Annotated in this window: 20 protein-coding genes; 2 read left to right on the plus strand and 18 right to left on the minus strand. The window is 67.1% G+C overall.

The genetic code is table 11. From position 1 onward, the window contains the following. The first annotated feature begins 3 nt into the window (after positions 1-3). Together ACTWQA_RS24430 and ACTWQA_RS24435 are read left to right on the plus strand one after the other, a co-directional pair. On the plus strand, positions 4-1,152 hold the full coding sequence (locus tag ACTWQA_RS24430; protein ID WP_443161433.1) for a hypothetical protein: 1,149 nt from the start codon (positions 4-6) through the stop codon (positions 1,150-1,152). Positions 1,153-1,252: 100 nt separating this feature from the next. After that, entirely contained in the window at positions 1,253-3,271 is a 2,019-nt protein-coding gene (locus tag ACTWQA_RS24435; protein ID WP_443161434.1) for a hypothetical protein, read from the plus strand. Here ACTWQA_RS24435 and truA read toward each other — a convergent pair. The 18 genes from truA to rplF form a co-directional block, all read right to left on the minus strand. After that, positions 3,236-4,114 carry a tRNA pseudouridine(38-40) synthase TruA gene (truA, locus tag ACTWQA_RS24440; protein WP_443161435.1) on the minus strand — a complete coding sequence of 293 codons (879 nt, stop codon included), beginning with the start codon at positions 4,112-4,114 and terminating at the stop codon, positions 3,236-3,238. The genes ACTWQA_RS24435 and truA overlap by 36 nt on opposite strands. A gap of 70 nt (positions 4,115-4,184) precedes the next feature. Next, positions 4,185-4,712, minus strand: a complete 528-nt coding sequence (rplQ, locus tag ACTWQA_RS24445; protein WP_443161436.1) for a 50S ribosomal protein L17 — start codon at positions 4,710-4,712, stop codon at positions 4,185-4,187. Between the two features lie 214 nt (positions 4,713-4,926). Beyond that, positions 4,927-5,943 (minus strand): DNA-directed RNA polymerase subunit alpha, encoded by a 1,017-nt coding sequence (locus tag ACTWQA_RS24450; RefSeq protein WP_103960866.1) that lies wholly within the window; start codon positions 5,941-5,943, stop codon positions 4,927-4,929. A 97-nt stretch (positions 5,944-6,040) separates the two neighbouring features. Further along, complete coding sequence (gene rpsD / locus ACTWQA_RS24455; RefSeq protein ID WP_127939604.1) at positions 6,041-6,667, minus strand: 30S ribosomal protein S4; 627 nt, start codon at positions 6,665-6,667, stop codon at positions 6,041-6,043. A gap of 20 nt (positions 6,668-6,687) precedes the next feature. Continuing rightward, a complete protein-coding gene (gene rpsK / locus ACTWQA_RS24460; protein WP_012887860.1) occupies positions 6,688-7,092 on the minus strand; it encodes a 30S ribosomal protein S11 in 405 nt (134 codons plus the stop codon). Positions 7,093-7,137: 45 nt separating this feature from the next. After that, the gene (rpsM, locus tag ACTWQA_RS24465) at positions 7,138-7,518 is read right to left on the minus strand and encodes a 30S ribosomal protein S13 (protein ID WP_253768386.1); all 381 of its coding nucleotides are present in this window, start codon (positions 7,516-7,518) and stop codon (positions 7,138-7,140) included. Between the two features lie 209 nt (positions 7,519-7,727). Continuing rightward, positions 7,728-7,841, minus strand: a complete 114-nt coding sequence (gene rpmJ, locus ACTWQA_RS24470; protein WP_003956441.1) for a 50S ribosomal protein L36 — start codon at positions 7,839-7,841, stop codon at positions 7,728-7,730. Positions 7,842-7,865: 24 nt separating this feature from the next. After that, positions 7,866-8,087 (minus strand): translation initiation factor IF-1, encoded by a 222-nt coding sequence (infA, locus tag ACTWQA_RS24475; RefSeq protein WP_012887858.1) that lies wholly within the window; start codon positions 8,085-8,087, stop codon positions 7,866-7,868. Positions 8,088-8,406: 319 nt separating this feature from the next. After that, positions 8,407-8,820 carry a hypothetical protein gene (locus ACTWQA_RS24480; protein WP_443161437.1) on the minus strand — a complete coding sequence of 138 codons (414 nt, stop codon included), beginning with the start codon at positions 8,818-8,820 and terminating at the stop codon, positions 8,407-8,409. Between the two features lie 103 nt (positions 8,821-8,923). Continuing rightward, complete coding sequence (locus tag ACTWQA_RS24485) at positions 8,924-9,352, minus strand: DUF1707 SHOCT-like domain-containing protein (protein WP_443161438.1); 429 nt, start codon at positions 9,350-9,352, stop codon at positions 8,924-8,926. Positions 9,353-9,367: 15 nt separating this feature from the next. Continuing rightward, positions 9,368-10,177: a type I methionyl aminopeptidase gene (gene map / locus ACTWQA_RS24490; RefSeq protein WP_443161439.1), complete on the minus strand. Its 810-nt coding sequence runs from the start codon at positions 10,175-10,177 to the stop codon at positions 9,368-9,370. A 109-nt stretch (positions 10,178-10,286) separates the two neighbouring features. Then, on the minus strand, positions 10,287-10,937 hold the full coding sequence (locus ACTWQA_RS24495; protein ID WP_305924415.1) for an adenylate kinase: 651 nt from the start codon (positions 10,935-10,937) through the stop codon (positions 10,287-10,289). Next, positions 10,938-12,245: a preprotein translocase subunit SecY gene (secY, locus tag ACTWQA_RS24500; protein WP_443161440.1), complete on the minus strand. Its 1,308-nt coding sequence runs from the start codon at positions 12,243-12,245 to the stop codon at positions 10,938-10,940. It abuts the gene before it with no gap. Between the two features lie 172 nt (positions 12,246-12,417). Then, on the minus strand, positions 12,418-12,873 hold the full coding sequence (rplO, locus tag ACTWQA_RS24505) for a 50S ribosomal protein L15 (protein ID WP_443161441.1): 456 nt from the start codon (positions 12,871-12,873) through the stop codon (positions 12,418-12,420). Positions 12,874-12,875: 2 nt separating this feature from the next. Beyond that, positions 12,876-13,058 (minus strand): 50S ribosomal protein L30, encoded by a 183-nt coding sequence (gene rpmD, locus ACTWQA_RS24510; protein ID WP_080043226.1) that lies wholly within the window; start codon positions 13,056-13,058, stop codon positions 12,876-12,878. Positions 13,059-13,060: 2 nt separating this feature from the next. Then, positions 13,061-13,690 (minus strand): 30S ribosomal protein S5, encoded by a 630-nt coding sequence (gene rpsE, locus ACTWQA_RS24515; RefSeq protein ID WP_049572667.1) that lies wholly within the window; start codon positions 13,688-13,690, stop codon positions 13,061-13,063. A gap of 25 nt (positions 13,691-13,715) precedes the next feature. Next, positions 13,716-14,099 carry a 50S ribosomal protein L18 gene (gene rplR / locus ACTWQA_RS24520; protein ID WP_443161442.1) on the minus strand — a complete coding sequence of 128 codons (384 nt, stop codon included), beginning with the start codon at positions 14,097-14,099 and terminating at the stop codon, positions 13,716-13,718. 2 nt (positions 14,100-14,101) lie between these two features. Next, positions 14,102-14,644, minus strand: coding sequence for a 50S ribosomal protein L6 (rplF, locus tag ACTWQA_RS24525; protein WP_305924411.1), 543 nt, complete (start codon positions 14,642-14,644; stop codon positions 14,102-14,104).

Here is a 14,644-nt window from a genome sequence, read left to right on the forward strand (position 1 = left end):
CGCATGGCTTTTCCCGAGGAACGTGAAAACGGCACGGGCAGCGCCCCCTACGGGATGGGCAACCCACCGCCGTGGTCCGGCATGGGAGGCGCCCCGCAGGCCGACGGCATGAGAGGCGCCCCGCCGGCGAACGGAGCGGGCGGCGCCCCGCAGGGTGGCGGTTTCGGGGGCCCTCCGCAGGGTGGCGGTTTCGGAGGCGCCCCGCAGGGTGGCGGCTTCGGAGGCGCCCCGCAGGCTCCCGGCACGGGAGGCGCTCCACAGGAGCCGGCCGCACCTCAGGAGGAGACGGCCCCCACCTCGCGCCGCTCCCGCTCCCGTTCCCGCAAGGAAGAGCCGGCCTCTCGCAAGGAAGAGCCGGCCTCTCGCAAGGAAGGGCCTGCCGGCGAGGCCGAGAAGGCGCCGCAGAGCAGGATCGGCTGGAGCCCGTACGACGAGGGCCCCCGCTCGCGCGCGCCGCTCTGGTTCACGATCGGCGGCGTGCTGGTGCTCGGGCTGCTCGGCGGGGGCATCGCGGTGATGTGGAACGCCGGCGGCCCCAGCACCGCCGAGACCGCCACCGCCCGCCGGACGTCAGCGCCGCTGCCGTCGCCTCCGCCCGGCAAGTACGGCTTCGCGGAGTCCCGTACCACGGACCCCGAGGCGATCACGCTCAAGGAGATCTTCGGTTCGAAGAAGAAGCTCACGGTCTCCGGCCGGGGCTACGAGATGACGATCACCAGCAAGGACAAGAAGTGCACTGACGGCGCCCTGGGCGACAAGCTGCAGAAGGCGCTCAAGGACGGCAAGTGCAACCAGCTCGTCCGGGCCAGCTTCCGCGACAAGGACGGCAAGGTGATCGGCACGGTCGGCGTGGCCAACCTCACGACCAGCAAGACCGCGGGCAAGGTGGCCAAGAGCGGCGACGAGAAGAACTACGTGAAACCGCTGTCGGGTAAGGACAGTGTCACCAAGTTCCTCGGCTCGGGCAGCGGCGGCGCCAAGATCTGGACGCACGGCCACTACGCGATCATGGTCTGGTTCCAGAACAAGGACGGCACGAAGCCCGACAAGAAGGGCTCGAAGCGGCTTTTCCAGGCCATCGATGACATCACCCAGGCCACCGTGTTCAAGGCCCTGGACAACCGTACGCTGACCGGCAGCCCGCTGACGTAACCCGGCTTTGCAGGCCTTAAGCACCCAAACGGGATGCCCGATGCTTCTGGGAACCCTCATACCGACATAACGATCTCGCTACTCTCGCTAGGCTCGCCCTATGCGTGGTCAGGAACCCGGGTCCGAGCACGATCACAGGGAGGCCGCCGGCTCGGCCAGACCTGCGACGCCACCGCCGAGCTTCGGCCAGACCAACGGGGGAGACGCTCCACCGGCGTTCGCGCCTTTCGAGGAGGCGGACGACGAGACGCTGTCCGTCGTCCCCCTGATCAAGGGACCTCCGCCCGAGCTGCCCGGGCCGATACGTGAGGACGCGCAGCCGTGGGAGGTGCCCGGCGACGACGCCGCGCCCTACGACTGGTTCGCCGACCACACCGACACCGATCCCCGCCCCGGTCACCCGCCGACGGCCGACCCACCCACCGCCCCCTGGTCCGCGAAGGCGCCGGCCTGGCCGATCGAGCCGGTGGTGCCGGGCGCGCCGCCGTGGGAGCCGCCGCCCGCGTTCACCGCCGCGGCCGCCGGCATGCCGGTGTGGCCGGGCCCCGTCTCGGACCCGCACGCCTTGCCGCCGTGGCCGGCCGCCACGGGCGAGCTGGTGGCCGAGCCGGACGCCGACGAGCCGGACACCCCCGCCGCCTTCGACCCCAACGCCACCGAGCCGGACGGCGTCACCCGACCGGCCCACTACTTCGACCCCGAGGCCGCACGACGGGAAGCCGCCCAGCAGCAACCCGATCAGCCGGGCAGCGGACTCCCTGGCGCCGCTGAGCCGGGCAGTGCGCAGCCATCCGCTCCTCAGACAATCGCCCCTCAGACGATCCCCTTCCCGGCGACCGCTCCTCAGGTGACCCCTCCGCAGGCACGCGTCACGGAGGGACAGACCGCACCGAGGGAAGCTCACAGCACGCCACACGACGACGCACCGGAGACAGGCACGCCGGACCAGGGCGCACCGCAGGGGACCACCCAGCAGCGGACCACCGTCCCCCTCGCCGCGCCCATCGCCCCGGAGCGCGAGGACACCCGCCCCATCGCCCGCGAGGACACCACCCGACCGTCCTCCGACGGGACCGGGCTCCCGGGCCAGTTCTTCGACCCCAAGGCGGCCAAGCGGGACCAGCCCCACCCTGCCACCGCCCACGGGTTCGACCCCAACGCCCCGACCCCGGCAACCGCCCGCCCCGCCGAGCCCGGTGACGTACCGGTCTGGCCGCCGCACTCTCCCGTCACCCAGAAACTCCCGGACCTGCCATTCTCCCGGGAGGCCTGGGGCCAGAGGCCTTCGACCGCGCTCGACCTGCCCACGCAGCCCCAAGGCAGCGGCCCGGCCTTCCCGCCTGGAGCGTTCAAACAACCGCCGTTCCAGACCCCGCCCCCGCCGCCGGCCGCCCAAGGCACGAGCAAACGAGCCCTCCTGGTGACGCTGGGCGCGCTGGCCCTGGCCGGGGTGGCCACCGGCGGCTTCTTCGCCTGGCAGGCCGTCAGCAACCCCACCCCCACCACGGCCGCCGCCCCCGGCAGCGCCGCTCCATCCACGCCACCCGCCGAAGAGCCGGCGGTCACGCCCTCCGAGCCGCCCGGCGCATCCGTGCTCAATTCCGAGCAGACCGACCCGCAGAAGTTGTCGCTGTCGGAGGCGTTCCCGAAGAAGAAGGTCAGCGCGGCGGGCACCACGTTCACCAGGGTCAAGGCCAGCGTGGAGACGACCTGCGACAAGGCCGCCAGTGGCGCCTTCGCCGAGGCGCTGAAGGAACAGAAGTGCAGCCGCGTCCTACGCGCCACATACGTCGACAACAAGCGCCGCTACGCCGTCACCACGGGTATCGCCGTGCTCCCGACCAAGGACGCGGCCACGGCCGTCGACCAGGAGAAGGACCTCGGCAAGAACGTCTGGTTCCGGCCCCTGCCCGGAGCGGACGGGTCAGGCGGGGAGCGGGTGCACATAGCCGGCGGCTACGCGGCCGGTCTGGTGTGGGGCCGCTACATCGTCTTCAGCTACGCCACCCATGCCGACGGTCACACCCCGGCGGCCAAGGAGAAGGCGCTGCCGAAGGTCAGCGGCGCGTTCCGCGACCAGCTCTCACTCGTCCTCGAGCGCCGCGCCACCAAGGGGTGACAACATCCGTACCCGCCTCGTGGCCTCGGCCCGCGCGGCGAGCTCAGGCTCCGGCGGGTAGCCGACCTCTTCCAGGCACAGCCCGCGGGCGGGAGCCACGTGCACGCCAGAGTCCCGTGCAGCGCGGGTCAGCACCTCCCCAGGCCACTCCACCGGCCGCCGCCCGTCACCGACCGCAAGCAGGGAGCCGACCAGCGCCCGCACCATCGAGTGGCAGAACGCGTCGGCCACGACGGTGGCCACCAGGACGCCGTCCGGCTCCCGTACCCACTCCAGCCGCTGGAGCTCCCTGATCGTGGTGGCCCCTTCGCGCTTCTTGCAGAAGGCCGCGAAGTCGTGCTCACCGATCAGCCGCGCCGCCGCCGCATTGAGCGCGGCCAGGTCCAGGGGCCGGTTGTGCCAGACCACCTCGTGCCGGCGCAGCGGGTCGACGCCGCCGACGGCGTCGCTCACCCGGTACGCGTACCGCCGGAAGCTGGCCGAGAATCGGGCGTCAAAGCCCTCAGGAGCCACTGAGACCCGATAAATACGCACATCGGGTGTCATGACCCCGCCCAGCCGTCGCACGAGCGCAGAGAGCCGCTCATCCACGCTCAGCGGCCCTCGGTTCCCGTCCAGTTCGGCCAGCGACCCGTCGGGCACGTCCACGTGGGCGACCTGGCCGCGGGCATGCACTCCGGCGTCGGTACGCCCGGCCACGGTCAACATGGCAGGCTCGCCGAGGCGCAGGATCCGGCCGAGCGCCTGCTCGATCTCGCCCTGGACCGTGCGCCGTCCGGGTTGCCTGGCCCACCCGGAGAAGTCGGTCCCGTCGTAGGCGAGGTCGAGGCGGAGCCGTACCACGATGATCCTCCTTAACCGAAAAGGGCCCGAACCCCCGTGGGGGTCCGGGCCCGAATTCTTCAGCCCGAGATCAGGCCTCGTCCTTCTTCGCCTCGGCCTCGACGGCCGGAGCCTCCTCGACCGCGGCCTCAGGAGCCTCCGCGGCCTCCTCAGCCTTGGGCGCCTCGGTCTCCTCCGCAGCCGGCGCGGGCGCCGCGGCGGCGGCCGGAGCCTCGGTGCGGCGGGTGGTGACCGCGTTCAGCGGCTCGGTCACCAGCTCGATGACCGCCATCGGGGCGTTGTCGCCCTTACGCGGGCCGACCTTGGTGATACGGGTGTAGCCACCGGGACGCTCGGCGAACGTCGTCGCGAGCTCGGTGAAGAGGTGGTGCACGACGCCCTTGTCCTTGACGACGGTCAGGACCTGGCGACGGTTGTGGATGTCGCCCTTCTTCGCCTTGGTGATCAGGCGCTCCGCCAGCGGACGCAGGCGCTTGGCCTTCGTGACCGTCGTACGGATCTTGCCGTAGCGGAACAGATCGGTGGCCAGGTTGGCCAGGATCAGCCGCTCGTGCGCCGGGCTGCCGCCAAGACGTGCACCCTTGGTGGGCTTGGGCATGTCATCTCTCCTTGTGGATTAACCCGCCCCGGCCGTATCAGGTACCGGAGTCGGGCCGGCGCCGCGAACGCGCGACACCGTTACTTTCACCCGCACACCCCCACGCCCCGAGAGCTTCCCCGGAGACCGAGGAGCGGCGACCTCTCGCCGCTCCTCTCCTCCCCCAAGGACCTCAGCCCTCCGAAAGGCGCGGAGACGATCACGCGGGATGTGTCTAGTACTGCTCGGTCTCGACGTACGCGCTGTCGTCGTCGTCGTAGCCGCCCCCGGCCACCGCGCTCGGGTCGAACCCGGGCGGGGAGTCCTTGAGCGCCAGCGACATCTCGTGCAGCTTCTGCTTGACCTCTTCGATCGACTTCGCGCCGAAGTTGCGGATGTCGAGCAGGTCCTGCTCGCTGCGCGCGACGAGCTCACCCACGGTGTGGATGCCCTCGCGCTTGAGGCAGTTGTAGGACCGGACGGTGAGGTTGAGCTCCTCGATCGGCAGCGCGAGGTCGGCGGCCAGAGCGGCGTCGGTCGGCGACGGGCCGATGTCGATGCCCTCGGCCTCGACGTTGAGCTCGCGGGCAAGGCCGAAGAGCTCGACGAGGGTCTTACCGGCGGAGGCCACCGCGTCGCGGGGCTTCATGGCCGGCTTGGTCTCGACGTCGAGGATGAGGCGGTCGAAGTCGGTACGCTGCTCGACTCGGGTCGCCTCGACCTTGTAGGTGACCTTGAGCACCGGGGAGTAGATCGAGTCGATCGGAATCCGGCCGATCTCCTGACCCGGCTGCTTGTTCTGAGCGGCGGAGACGTAGCCGCGACCGCGCTCGACGGTCAGCTCCATCTCCAGCTTCGCCTTGCCGTTGAGCGTGGCGATGCGCAGCTCGGGGTTGTGCACCTCGACACCGGCCGGCGGCGCGATGTCGGCGGCGGTGACCTCACCCGGGCCCTGCTTGCGCAGGTACATCACGACCGGCTCGTCGTGCTCGGAGGAGACGACCAGTTCCTTGAGGTTGAGGATGATGTCGGTGACGTCTTCCTTGACCCCGGGAACGGTCGAGAACTCGTGCAGCACGCCCTCGATGCGGATGCTCGTCACGGCCGCGCCCGGAATGGACGACAGCAGCGTGCGGCGCAGCGAGTTGCCGATGGTGTACCCGAAGCCCGGCTCCAGCGGCTCGATGACGAATCGGGACCGGGTGTCGTCGATCGACTCTTCGAGAAGAGTCGGGCGCTGAGCGATCAGCATGTGTGGGTCTCCCCTTTTTTCGTGTGGCGCCCGCTATATGACGCCACTCCGATATAAAGCGTAGTCGAGGTGCGGAAATCCGCACCTCGACCAAGGCTCACTTCGAGTAGTACTCGACGATGAGCTGCTCTTGCACCTGGGTGTCGATCTGCTGGCGAACCGGCAGCTGGTGAACCAGGACGCGGAGCTTGTCCGGCACGACGCCGAGCCACGCGGGAACGGTGCGCTCGCCCGCGGTCGCCCGAGCGACCTCGTAGGGCAGCAGGTTGCGCTTGTTCTCGCGGACCTCGATGATGTCGTGCTCGCGAACGCGGTAGGACGGGATGTCCACCTTCTTGCCGTTCACCAGGATGTGGCCGTGGCGCACCTGCTGGCGAGCGGCGTCACGCGACTGCGCGAACCCGGCGCGGTAGACGACGTTGTCGAGACGGGTCTCCAGGATCTGGAGCAGCACCTCACCCGACTTGCCGCTCTTGCCCGCGGCCTCCTCGTAGTAGTTGCGGAACTGCTTCTCGAGGACGCCATAGATGCGGCGGGTCTTCTGCTTCTCACGAAGCTGAAGCTGGTACTCGGACTCCTTGGGACGTCCGCGACCGTGCTCACCCGGCGGGTAAGGACGGATCTCGATGGGGCACTTGGCGGACTCGCACTTGCTGCCCTTGAGGAAGAGCTTGGTCTTCTCTCGACGGCAGAGCTTGCAGTCCGCGCCCGTGTAACGAGCCATTTCTCTCTATCTCCTGGGATTCAGACGCGGCGGCGCTTCGGCGGACGGCAGCCGTTGTGCGGAACCGGGGTGACGTCCTGGATCGAACCCACTTCGAGGCCGGTGGCCTGCAGCGAGCGGATCGCGGTCTCACGACCGGAGCCGGGACCCTTGACGAAGACGTCGACCTTGCGCATGCCGTGCTCCATGGCGCGGCGAGCGGCGTTTTCCGCGGCCATCTGAGCGGCGAACGGGGTGGACTTACGGGAGCCCTTGAAACCCACGTGGCCGGCGCTGGCCCAGGAGATCACGTTCCCGCTGGGATCGGTGATCGAAACGATCGTGTTGTTGAACGTGCTCTTGATGTGGGCGTGCCCGTGAGCGACGTTCTTCTTTTCCTTGCGGCGCACCTTCTTCGGCGCGCCCTGGCGGCTCTTAGGAGGCATTGTTTGCCATTACTCCTGAGGTCTTCGGTCCCGCGGCTGCGTGGACTACTTCTTACCGGGCTTCTTCTTGCCGGCGACGGTCTTCTTCTTGCCCTTGCGGGTGCGCGCGTTGGTCTGCGTGCGCTGACCGTGGACCGGCAGGCCCTTGCGGTGCCTGATGCCCTGGTAGCAACCGATTTCGATCTTGCGACGAATGTCGGCCTGGACCTCGCGGCGCAGGTCACCCTCGATCTTGAAGTTCGCCTCGATGTAGTCACGCATCGGGACGAGCTCGTTGTCGGAGAGCTGGTGCACGCGGAGGTCGCCGCTGACACCCGTGGCCTGGAGGATCTCCTGGGCGCGGGTGCGGCCGATTCCGTAAATGTAGGTGAGAGCGATCTCCAGCCGCTTCTCGCGGGGGAGGTCGACGCCAACCAGGCGAGCCATGGTCGGGCATTCTCCTTCGTTGTGGCGGAGGTCTTGCGCCTCACTACCCCTCCCCATGCCCGGGGTGAGGGCCCCGGCCTCCGACCGGGGGTCTCCTGAGCGGTTCGGAACCCCGCCTGCTCAGGTGTGAAACGCTATTTCTCGTTGCAGGCTCCTCATGCGTCGAGCCCGCTCCCTCGCGGGGCGGACTCGGAGAAGCCTTGCGGCGACTAGCCCTGGCGCTGCTTGTGGCGCAGGTTGTCGCAGATCACCATGACGCGACCGTGCCGGCGGATCACCTTGCACTTGTCGCAGATCTTCTTGACGCTCGGCTTTACCTTCATTGTCCTTCGTGTTCCTCAGACGTCTTACTTGTATCGGTAGACGATCCGCCCACGACTCAGGTCGTAGGGGCTCAGTTCAACGACTACCCGGTCGTCAGGAAGGATCCGGATGTAGTGCATCCGCATCCGTCCGCTGATGTGGGCCAGGACCTTATGGCCGTTGTCGAGCTGCACCCGGAACATGGCGTTCGGGAGCGACTCAACCACAGTGCCCTCGATCTCGATGGCGCCGTCTTTCTTGGCCAAAATTCCTCGCGTTTCACTGATCGGTCGTCTGAGGCTCCGGTTCACTACGCAGCCGCGACCTTCACGCTTCGAAGAGAGCGACGGTCAGCAAAGACCGCCGACGCGTGATAGTCATAGTGAGCCGACTAAGGAGTGTACGACACCTGACTCCAAAACGCGAAACGCGTGCCAGGTGTCCTGACACAACCACGTAATAGTGTACCCCAGGATCATCGGGCCCAAGGCGCACAGCGGAAGGCCCGCCGAGGGAGAGAACTCGGCGGGCCTTCCAGGGGATAGGGCTCACAGGGCAGTGCGGTGCCTCGCGACCATGGGCGGACTAGTAGATGCGGTGCGGGGAGCCGCAGTAGGAGAACTTGCCGCCCCAGCAGGTGTAGGTGTAGAGCTTCTTGATCCCGTGCTTGGACCAGGTCTCGCTGTACGACCCGTCCCACTGGCGGTAGAACTTGTGCCAGCTACCGCCGGAGTAGTAGTTGAACCACACGTAGCCGTGCTTCGCGGTGAACTCCTTGCCGTACCACTTCGTGTAGACCTTGCCGTTCTGCTTCCAGGTCTTGCCGTAGGTGTAGGCCTTGTGGTTGCTGGAGTAGTACTTGCCCCAGTTGCCCATCGACGTCGCCGTCGAGGCGGCGGTCTGGGTCGCGGTGGCCGCCTGGGCGGCGGGGGCGGCGACGGCGAGGCCGGTGACGGCGATCGAACCGGCGAGGGCGGCAGCTGCGAGGACCTTGCGCATGAGATTTCCTCCGTGAGTCGTGTTTCCCGACACCGCTCACGTTAGGAAGTCGCGCTTATCCGTTCTGCGCACGAATCCACACAGTGCACTAATGCACAATGTCCTACTTTTTCTTCGGCTGATTGCTGCCGAAAATGGTGCTCACCAGCAAAATCACGCCCCACGGCCCCATCACCCACAGCGGCCACGGATAGACGTCGCCGGACGACGACAGGTTGACGATCAACCAGATGACCCAGTTGATCCCGCTGGCCATGGCCCAGGCGCCCCAGGCGGCCTTCATGCCCGAATGCATGCCGTCTTTGCTCTCGATGGCCTTGGCCGTCTTGGCGGGCCGGTTGCGCAGGTCCACGTCGGGCAGGTCGGCCGTCAGCTTGGCGAGCTCACCGTAGGTCTTGCTCTTGTAGAGGTCTTCGAGCCGCTCGTTGAACTCCTCCATCGTGATGCGGCCCTGCGCAGTGTGCTCGCGAAGGATGGCTGCCACCCGGTCGCGGTCGGAGTCGGATGCTCGCATTTCGGGGCTGTTCGCCATCCCGCCCACTCCCGGCTAGGTCTGCAATTGAGTGAGGCGCTCCTTGCCCCCGTCTAGGGCGGTTAGCACCCAAGGACCATTATGTGTCACGGCAACGCTGTGTTCGAAGTGTGCGGAGGCCTTGCCGTCGATCGTTACCACGGTCCAGTCGTCGGCCAGCACGCGCGTGCGCTCCGTGCCCAGGTTGACCATCGGCTCGATGGCCAGGCACATGCCCTCCTCCAGCACCGGGCCCCGCCCCGGCCGGCCGTGGTTGGCGATCCAGGGGTCCATGTGCATCTCGGTGCCGATGCCGTGGCCGCCGTACTCCTGAGGGATGCCGAACCGGCCTTGCGACCTGACGTACCGCTCGATCTCGTGGCCGATGTCGGACAGGTGACGGCCGGGCCGCAGCGCCGCGATGCCGCGCCACATGGACTCTTCCGTGACCCGCATCAGCTCCGTGAGCTTGGGATCCACTTCGCCGACCGCGACCGTGACCGCCGAGTCGCCATGCCAACCGTCGAGGATGGCGCCGCAGTCGATCGAGATGATGTCGCCCTCTTGCAGCTTGCGGGCGTTCGTCGGGATGCCGTGCACCACCTCGTCGTTCACCGACGCGCAGATCGTCGCCGGAAAGCCCTGGTAACCCTTGAACGACGGGATCGCGCCTTCGCCCCTGATCGCCTTCTCGGCGACGGAGTCCAGGTCCAGCGGCGTCATGCCGGGCTCGACCGAGCGCTTCAGCAGGTCGAGCGTGCGCCCGACGACTAGCCCCGCCGCCCGCATCTTCTCGAGCTGCTGCGGTGACTTGATCTGGATTCCGTGGCGGTTCCTCTTGAACATGTTCTGCCCCCCTGGGTCTCAACGGGCCACCTGGGGGCCCAATTCCCCCACAATAGCCGCGAGGTGGCACGGAAACCCGTGCCACCTCCGCAGATCGGTGCCGCCGCAGCTAGCCCATGAACGGGCGGATCGCCTCCATGGCTCGCTGGGTGACCTCTTCGACCGGCCCGGTCGCGTCGACCCCCACGAGGATGCCCTCGTCGGCGTAGTAGGAGACCAGCGGCGCCGTCTGCTCCTGGTAGACCTCCAGGCGATGCCGGACGGTCTCCTCCTTGTCGTCGTCCCGCTGGAACAACGCGCCCCCGCACGCGTCGCACCTGTCGTCCTTCTTGTCATCGAACTCGACGTGCCAGATGCGGCCGCACTGGCTGCACGTGCGCCGGCCGGCAAGCCGCCTGACCACCTCATCGTCATCCACGACGAGCTCAAGGACGAGGTCCAGCGCCTGGCCCCAGTCCTTGAGCATGTCGCGCAGGATCTCGGCCTGCGCGACGTTGCGCGGGAAGCCGTCGAGCAGGAAACCGTCCTGCGCGTCCGGCTCCGAGAGGCGGTCACGAACCATAGCGATGGTGACCTCGTCGGGCACCAGGTCGCCACGGTCCATATATGTCTTGGCCAGCCTGCCAAGATCCGTGCCACCCGAGACGTTGGCACGGAAGATGTCACCTGTCGAGATCTTCGGGATGGACAGGTTCGATGCGATGTACTGGGCCTGTGTCCCCTTACCCGCTCCGGGGGGCCCGACCAGAACGAGACGCATCTACCGCAGGAAGCCTTCGTAATTACGCTGCTGCAGCTGACTCTCGACCTGCTTAACCGTGTCCAGACCGACGCCTACCATGATCAGAATGCTCGTCCCTCCGAACGGGAAGTTCTGGCTCGCACCGGCGATCGCCAGCGCGACGATCGGGACCATGGAGATCAGACCCAGATAGATCGCGCCCGGCGTGGTCAGACGGGTGAGCACGAAGTTCAGGTATTCAGCCGTCGGCCGGCCGGGGCGGATGCCCGGAATGAAACCACCGTACTTCTTCATGTTGTCGGCGACTTCAGCGGGGTTGAACGTAATGGACACGTAGAAGTACGTGAAGAAGATGATCAGCAGGAAGAACGTGGCCATGTAGATCGCAGTGTCGCCCGTGGCCAGGTTCTGAGAGATCCACCGGATCACCACGTTGTCGCTCGTCTGGAAGAGCGACGTGACGAGTTGCGGCAGGTAGAGCAGCGAAGAGGCGAAGATGACCGGGATGATGCCGGCCTGGTTGACCTTGAGCGGGATGTAGGTGGACGTGCCGCCGTACATCCTGCGGCCGACCATCCGCTTGGCGTATTGAACCGGGATGCGCCGCTGCCCCTGCTCGACGAACACCACCGCGGCGATCATGAAGACGCCGACCACCATGACCACCGCGAAGGTGAACTTGTTGGCCTGGAAGATGTTGGCCAGCTCGGACGGGAACACCGCGACGATCTGGGTGAAGATCAGAATGGACATGCCGTTGCCGACGCCCCGGTCGGTGATCAGCTCGCCCAGCCACATGATGACGGACGTGCCGGCCGTCATGATGACCACCATCGTGACGATGCCGAAGATGTTGTCGGGGTCGAGCAGGACGTCCTGCTGGCAGTTCGGGAAGAGCTGGCCGGTACGGGCCAGCGCGATGAACGCCGTCGACTGCAGGACCGCGAGTCCGATGGTCAGATAACGCGTATACTGCGTGATCTTGGTCTGGCCGGACTGGCCTTCCTTCTTCAGTGCCTCGAGGCGCGGGATCACGACGACGAGCAGCTGGAGAATGATGCTCGCGGTGATGTACGGCATGATGCCGAGCGCGAACACTGAAAGCTTCAGGAGGGCGCCGCCGCTGAACAGCTGCACCATCCCGTAGATGTTGCCGGTGTCTTGATCAGCGCGCGCCTGGTTGAAACAGGCCGCCAGATTCTGTACGTGAACTCCCGGAGTCGGAAGAACCGAGCCGAGACGGAAAAGCGCGATGATGCCCAAGGTGAAGAGCAACTTCTTGCGCAGGTCCGGCGTCCGGAACGCCCGGGTAAACGCGGTCAGCACGGTCCCTCCTGCGCGCCTATAAGGCGATGTGAGTATGCGGCGATGGTGCGGGGATCTGCCATCTGAGTCTCATTGTCAAACGAGCCGGACAGAAGCCTGCCGTCTGCGAACTCTAACGCACTACGGGCGTGGGGGCCCATTGTCAGAACCCCCACGCCTCGTCATAGCGTTGCTACAGCTCGGTAACGGAGCCACCTGCGGCGGCGATCTTCTCCTTCGCGGCGGCCGAGAAGGCGTGAGCCTGCACGTTCACCGCGACGGAGATCTCGCCGGTGCCGAGCACCTTGACGAGCTGGTTCTTGCGAACAGCACCCTTGGCGACCAGCGTCTCGACGGTGACCTCGCCACCCTCGGGGAACAGCTCGCCGAGCCTGTCAAGGTTGACGACCTGGTAGGTCGTCTTGAACATGGCGTTGGAGAAGCCCTTGAGCTTCGGCAGACGCCTCTGCAGCGGCACCTGGCCACCCTCGAAACCGAGGGGAACCGTCGTACGGGCGTGGCTGCCCTTGGTGCCGCGACCGGACGTCTTGCCCTTCGACGCCTCGCCACGACCCTTGCGGATCTTGGCCTTGTTGGCGCCGGGAGCAGGACGCAGGTCGTGAATCTTGAGCGGAGCCTTGTCAGTCATGACTAGTCGACCTCTTCCACCTCGACGAGGTGCGTCACCACGGAGACCATCCCGCGAATCTCGGGCCGGTCCTCCTTGACGACGACATCGCCGATTCGCTTCAGGCCAAGCGAACGCAGCGAGTCACGCTGGTTCTGCTTGCCACCGATCTTCGAGCGAACCTGAGTGATCTTCAGGCGTGCCATGACTAGCTCACCGCCTTGGCGGCCGCGGCCTCCGCGATGCCCTCGCGCTGAGCCTTGAGCATCCGGGCCGGAGCCACGTCCTCGATCGGCAGGCCACGGCGGGCGGCGATCTCCTCGGGCCGGGAAAGGCCCTTCAGAGCCGCCACAGTGGCGTGCACGATGTTGATCGGGTTGTCCGAGCCGAGCGACTTGGACAGCACGTCGTGGATGCCCGCGCACTCCAGCACCGCACGCACCGGGCCACCGGCGATGACGCCGGTACCGGCCGAGGCCGGACGCAGGAAGACGACGCCGGCCGCCTCCTCGCCCTGCACGGTGTGCGGGATGGTGCCCTGGATGCGGGGCACCTTGAAGAAGTGCTTCTTCGCTTCCTCGACGCCCTTGGCGATGGCCGCGGGGACTTCCTTGGCCTTGCCATAGCCGACGCCGACCAGGCCGTTGCCGTCACCGACGACGACGAGGGCGGTGAAGCTGAAGCGACGACCACCCTTCACGACCTTGGCCACTCGGTTGATCTTCACTACGCGCTCGATGTACGAGACGCCCTTGTCGGCGGCGCCACCGCGGCGATCGTCACGACGGTCCCGCCGCTCGCCACCGGTGCCGCCACCGCGACGCGGAGCTGCAGCCATCAGTGGTTCCTCTTCTCAGTTGCCATCAGAATTCGAGCCCGCCTTCGCGGGCGCTGTCCGCCAGGGCCGCGATGCGACCGGCGTAGCGGTTGCCACCGCGGTCGAAGACGACCGCCGTGATCCCGGCTTCCTTGGCCCGCTGAGCGAGGAGCTCGCCGACCTTCTTGGCCTTCTCCGTCTTGTCCGCCTCCAGGGAGCGCAGCGAGGGGTCCATGGTGGACGCGCTCACCAGCGTGTGGCCGACGGTGTCGTCCACGATCTGGACGAACATGTGACGGGTCGAACGGTTGACGACCAGGCGCGGACGCGAGGTCGTGCCGACGACGTTCTTGCGGACGCGGCGGTGACGGCGAGCCCGCGAGACGGTGCGGGCAGCCGTGTGCTTGCTGAACGCAGTCTTCGGAGCCATGCCTACTTACCAGCCTTTCCGACCTTGCGGCGGATCTGTTCGCCCTGGTAACGCACGCCCTTGCCCTTATACGGGTCAGGCTTGCGCAACTTTCGGATGTTGGCCGCGACCTCGCCGACCTTCTGCTTGTCGATGCCGTCCACGTGGAACACGGTGGGCTTCTCGACGCGGAAGGAGACGCCCTCAGGGGCGTCGACGATGACCGGGTGACTGAAGCCCAGCGAGAACTCCAGCTGCGACGGGCCCTTGGCCTGAACGCGGTAACCGACGCCGACGATCTCCAGGGACTTCGAGTAGCCCTGGGTGACGCCCTGCACCATGTTGGCGATCAGCGTCCTGGACAGGCCGTGCAGCGCACGCACCTTGTTCTCGTCGTTGGGCCGGGTGACGGCGATGGAGCCGTCCTCGTCCCGAGCCACCTTGATGGGCTCGGCGACCGTGTGACTGAGCGTGCCCTTCGGGCCCTTGACCTGGACATCCTGGCCGTCGATCGTGATGTCTACGCCACTGGGCACAGGGATGGGCAGCCGTCCGATTCTCGACAT

Origin of the sequence: Nonomuraea sp. 10N515B, assembly GCF_052245915.1 — a bacterium.
GTDB lineage: Bacteria > Actinomycetota > Actinomycetes > Streptosporangiales > Streptosporangiaceae > Nonomuraea.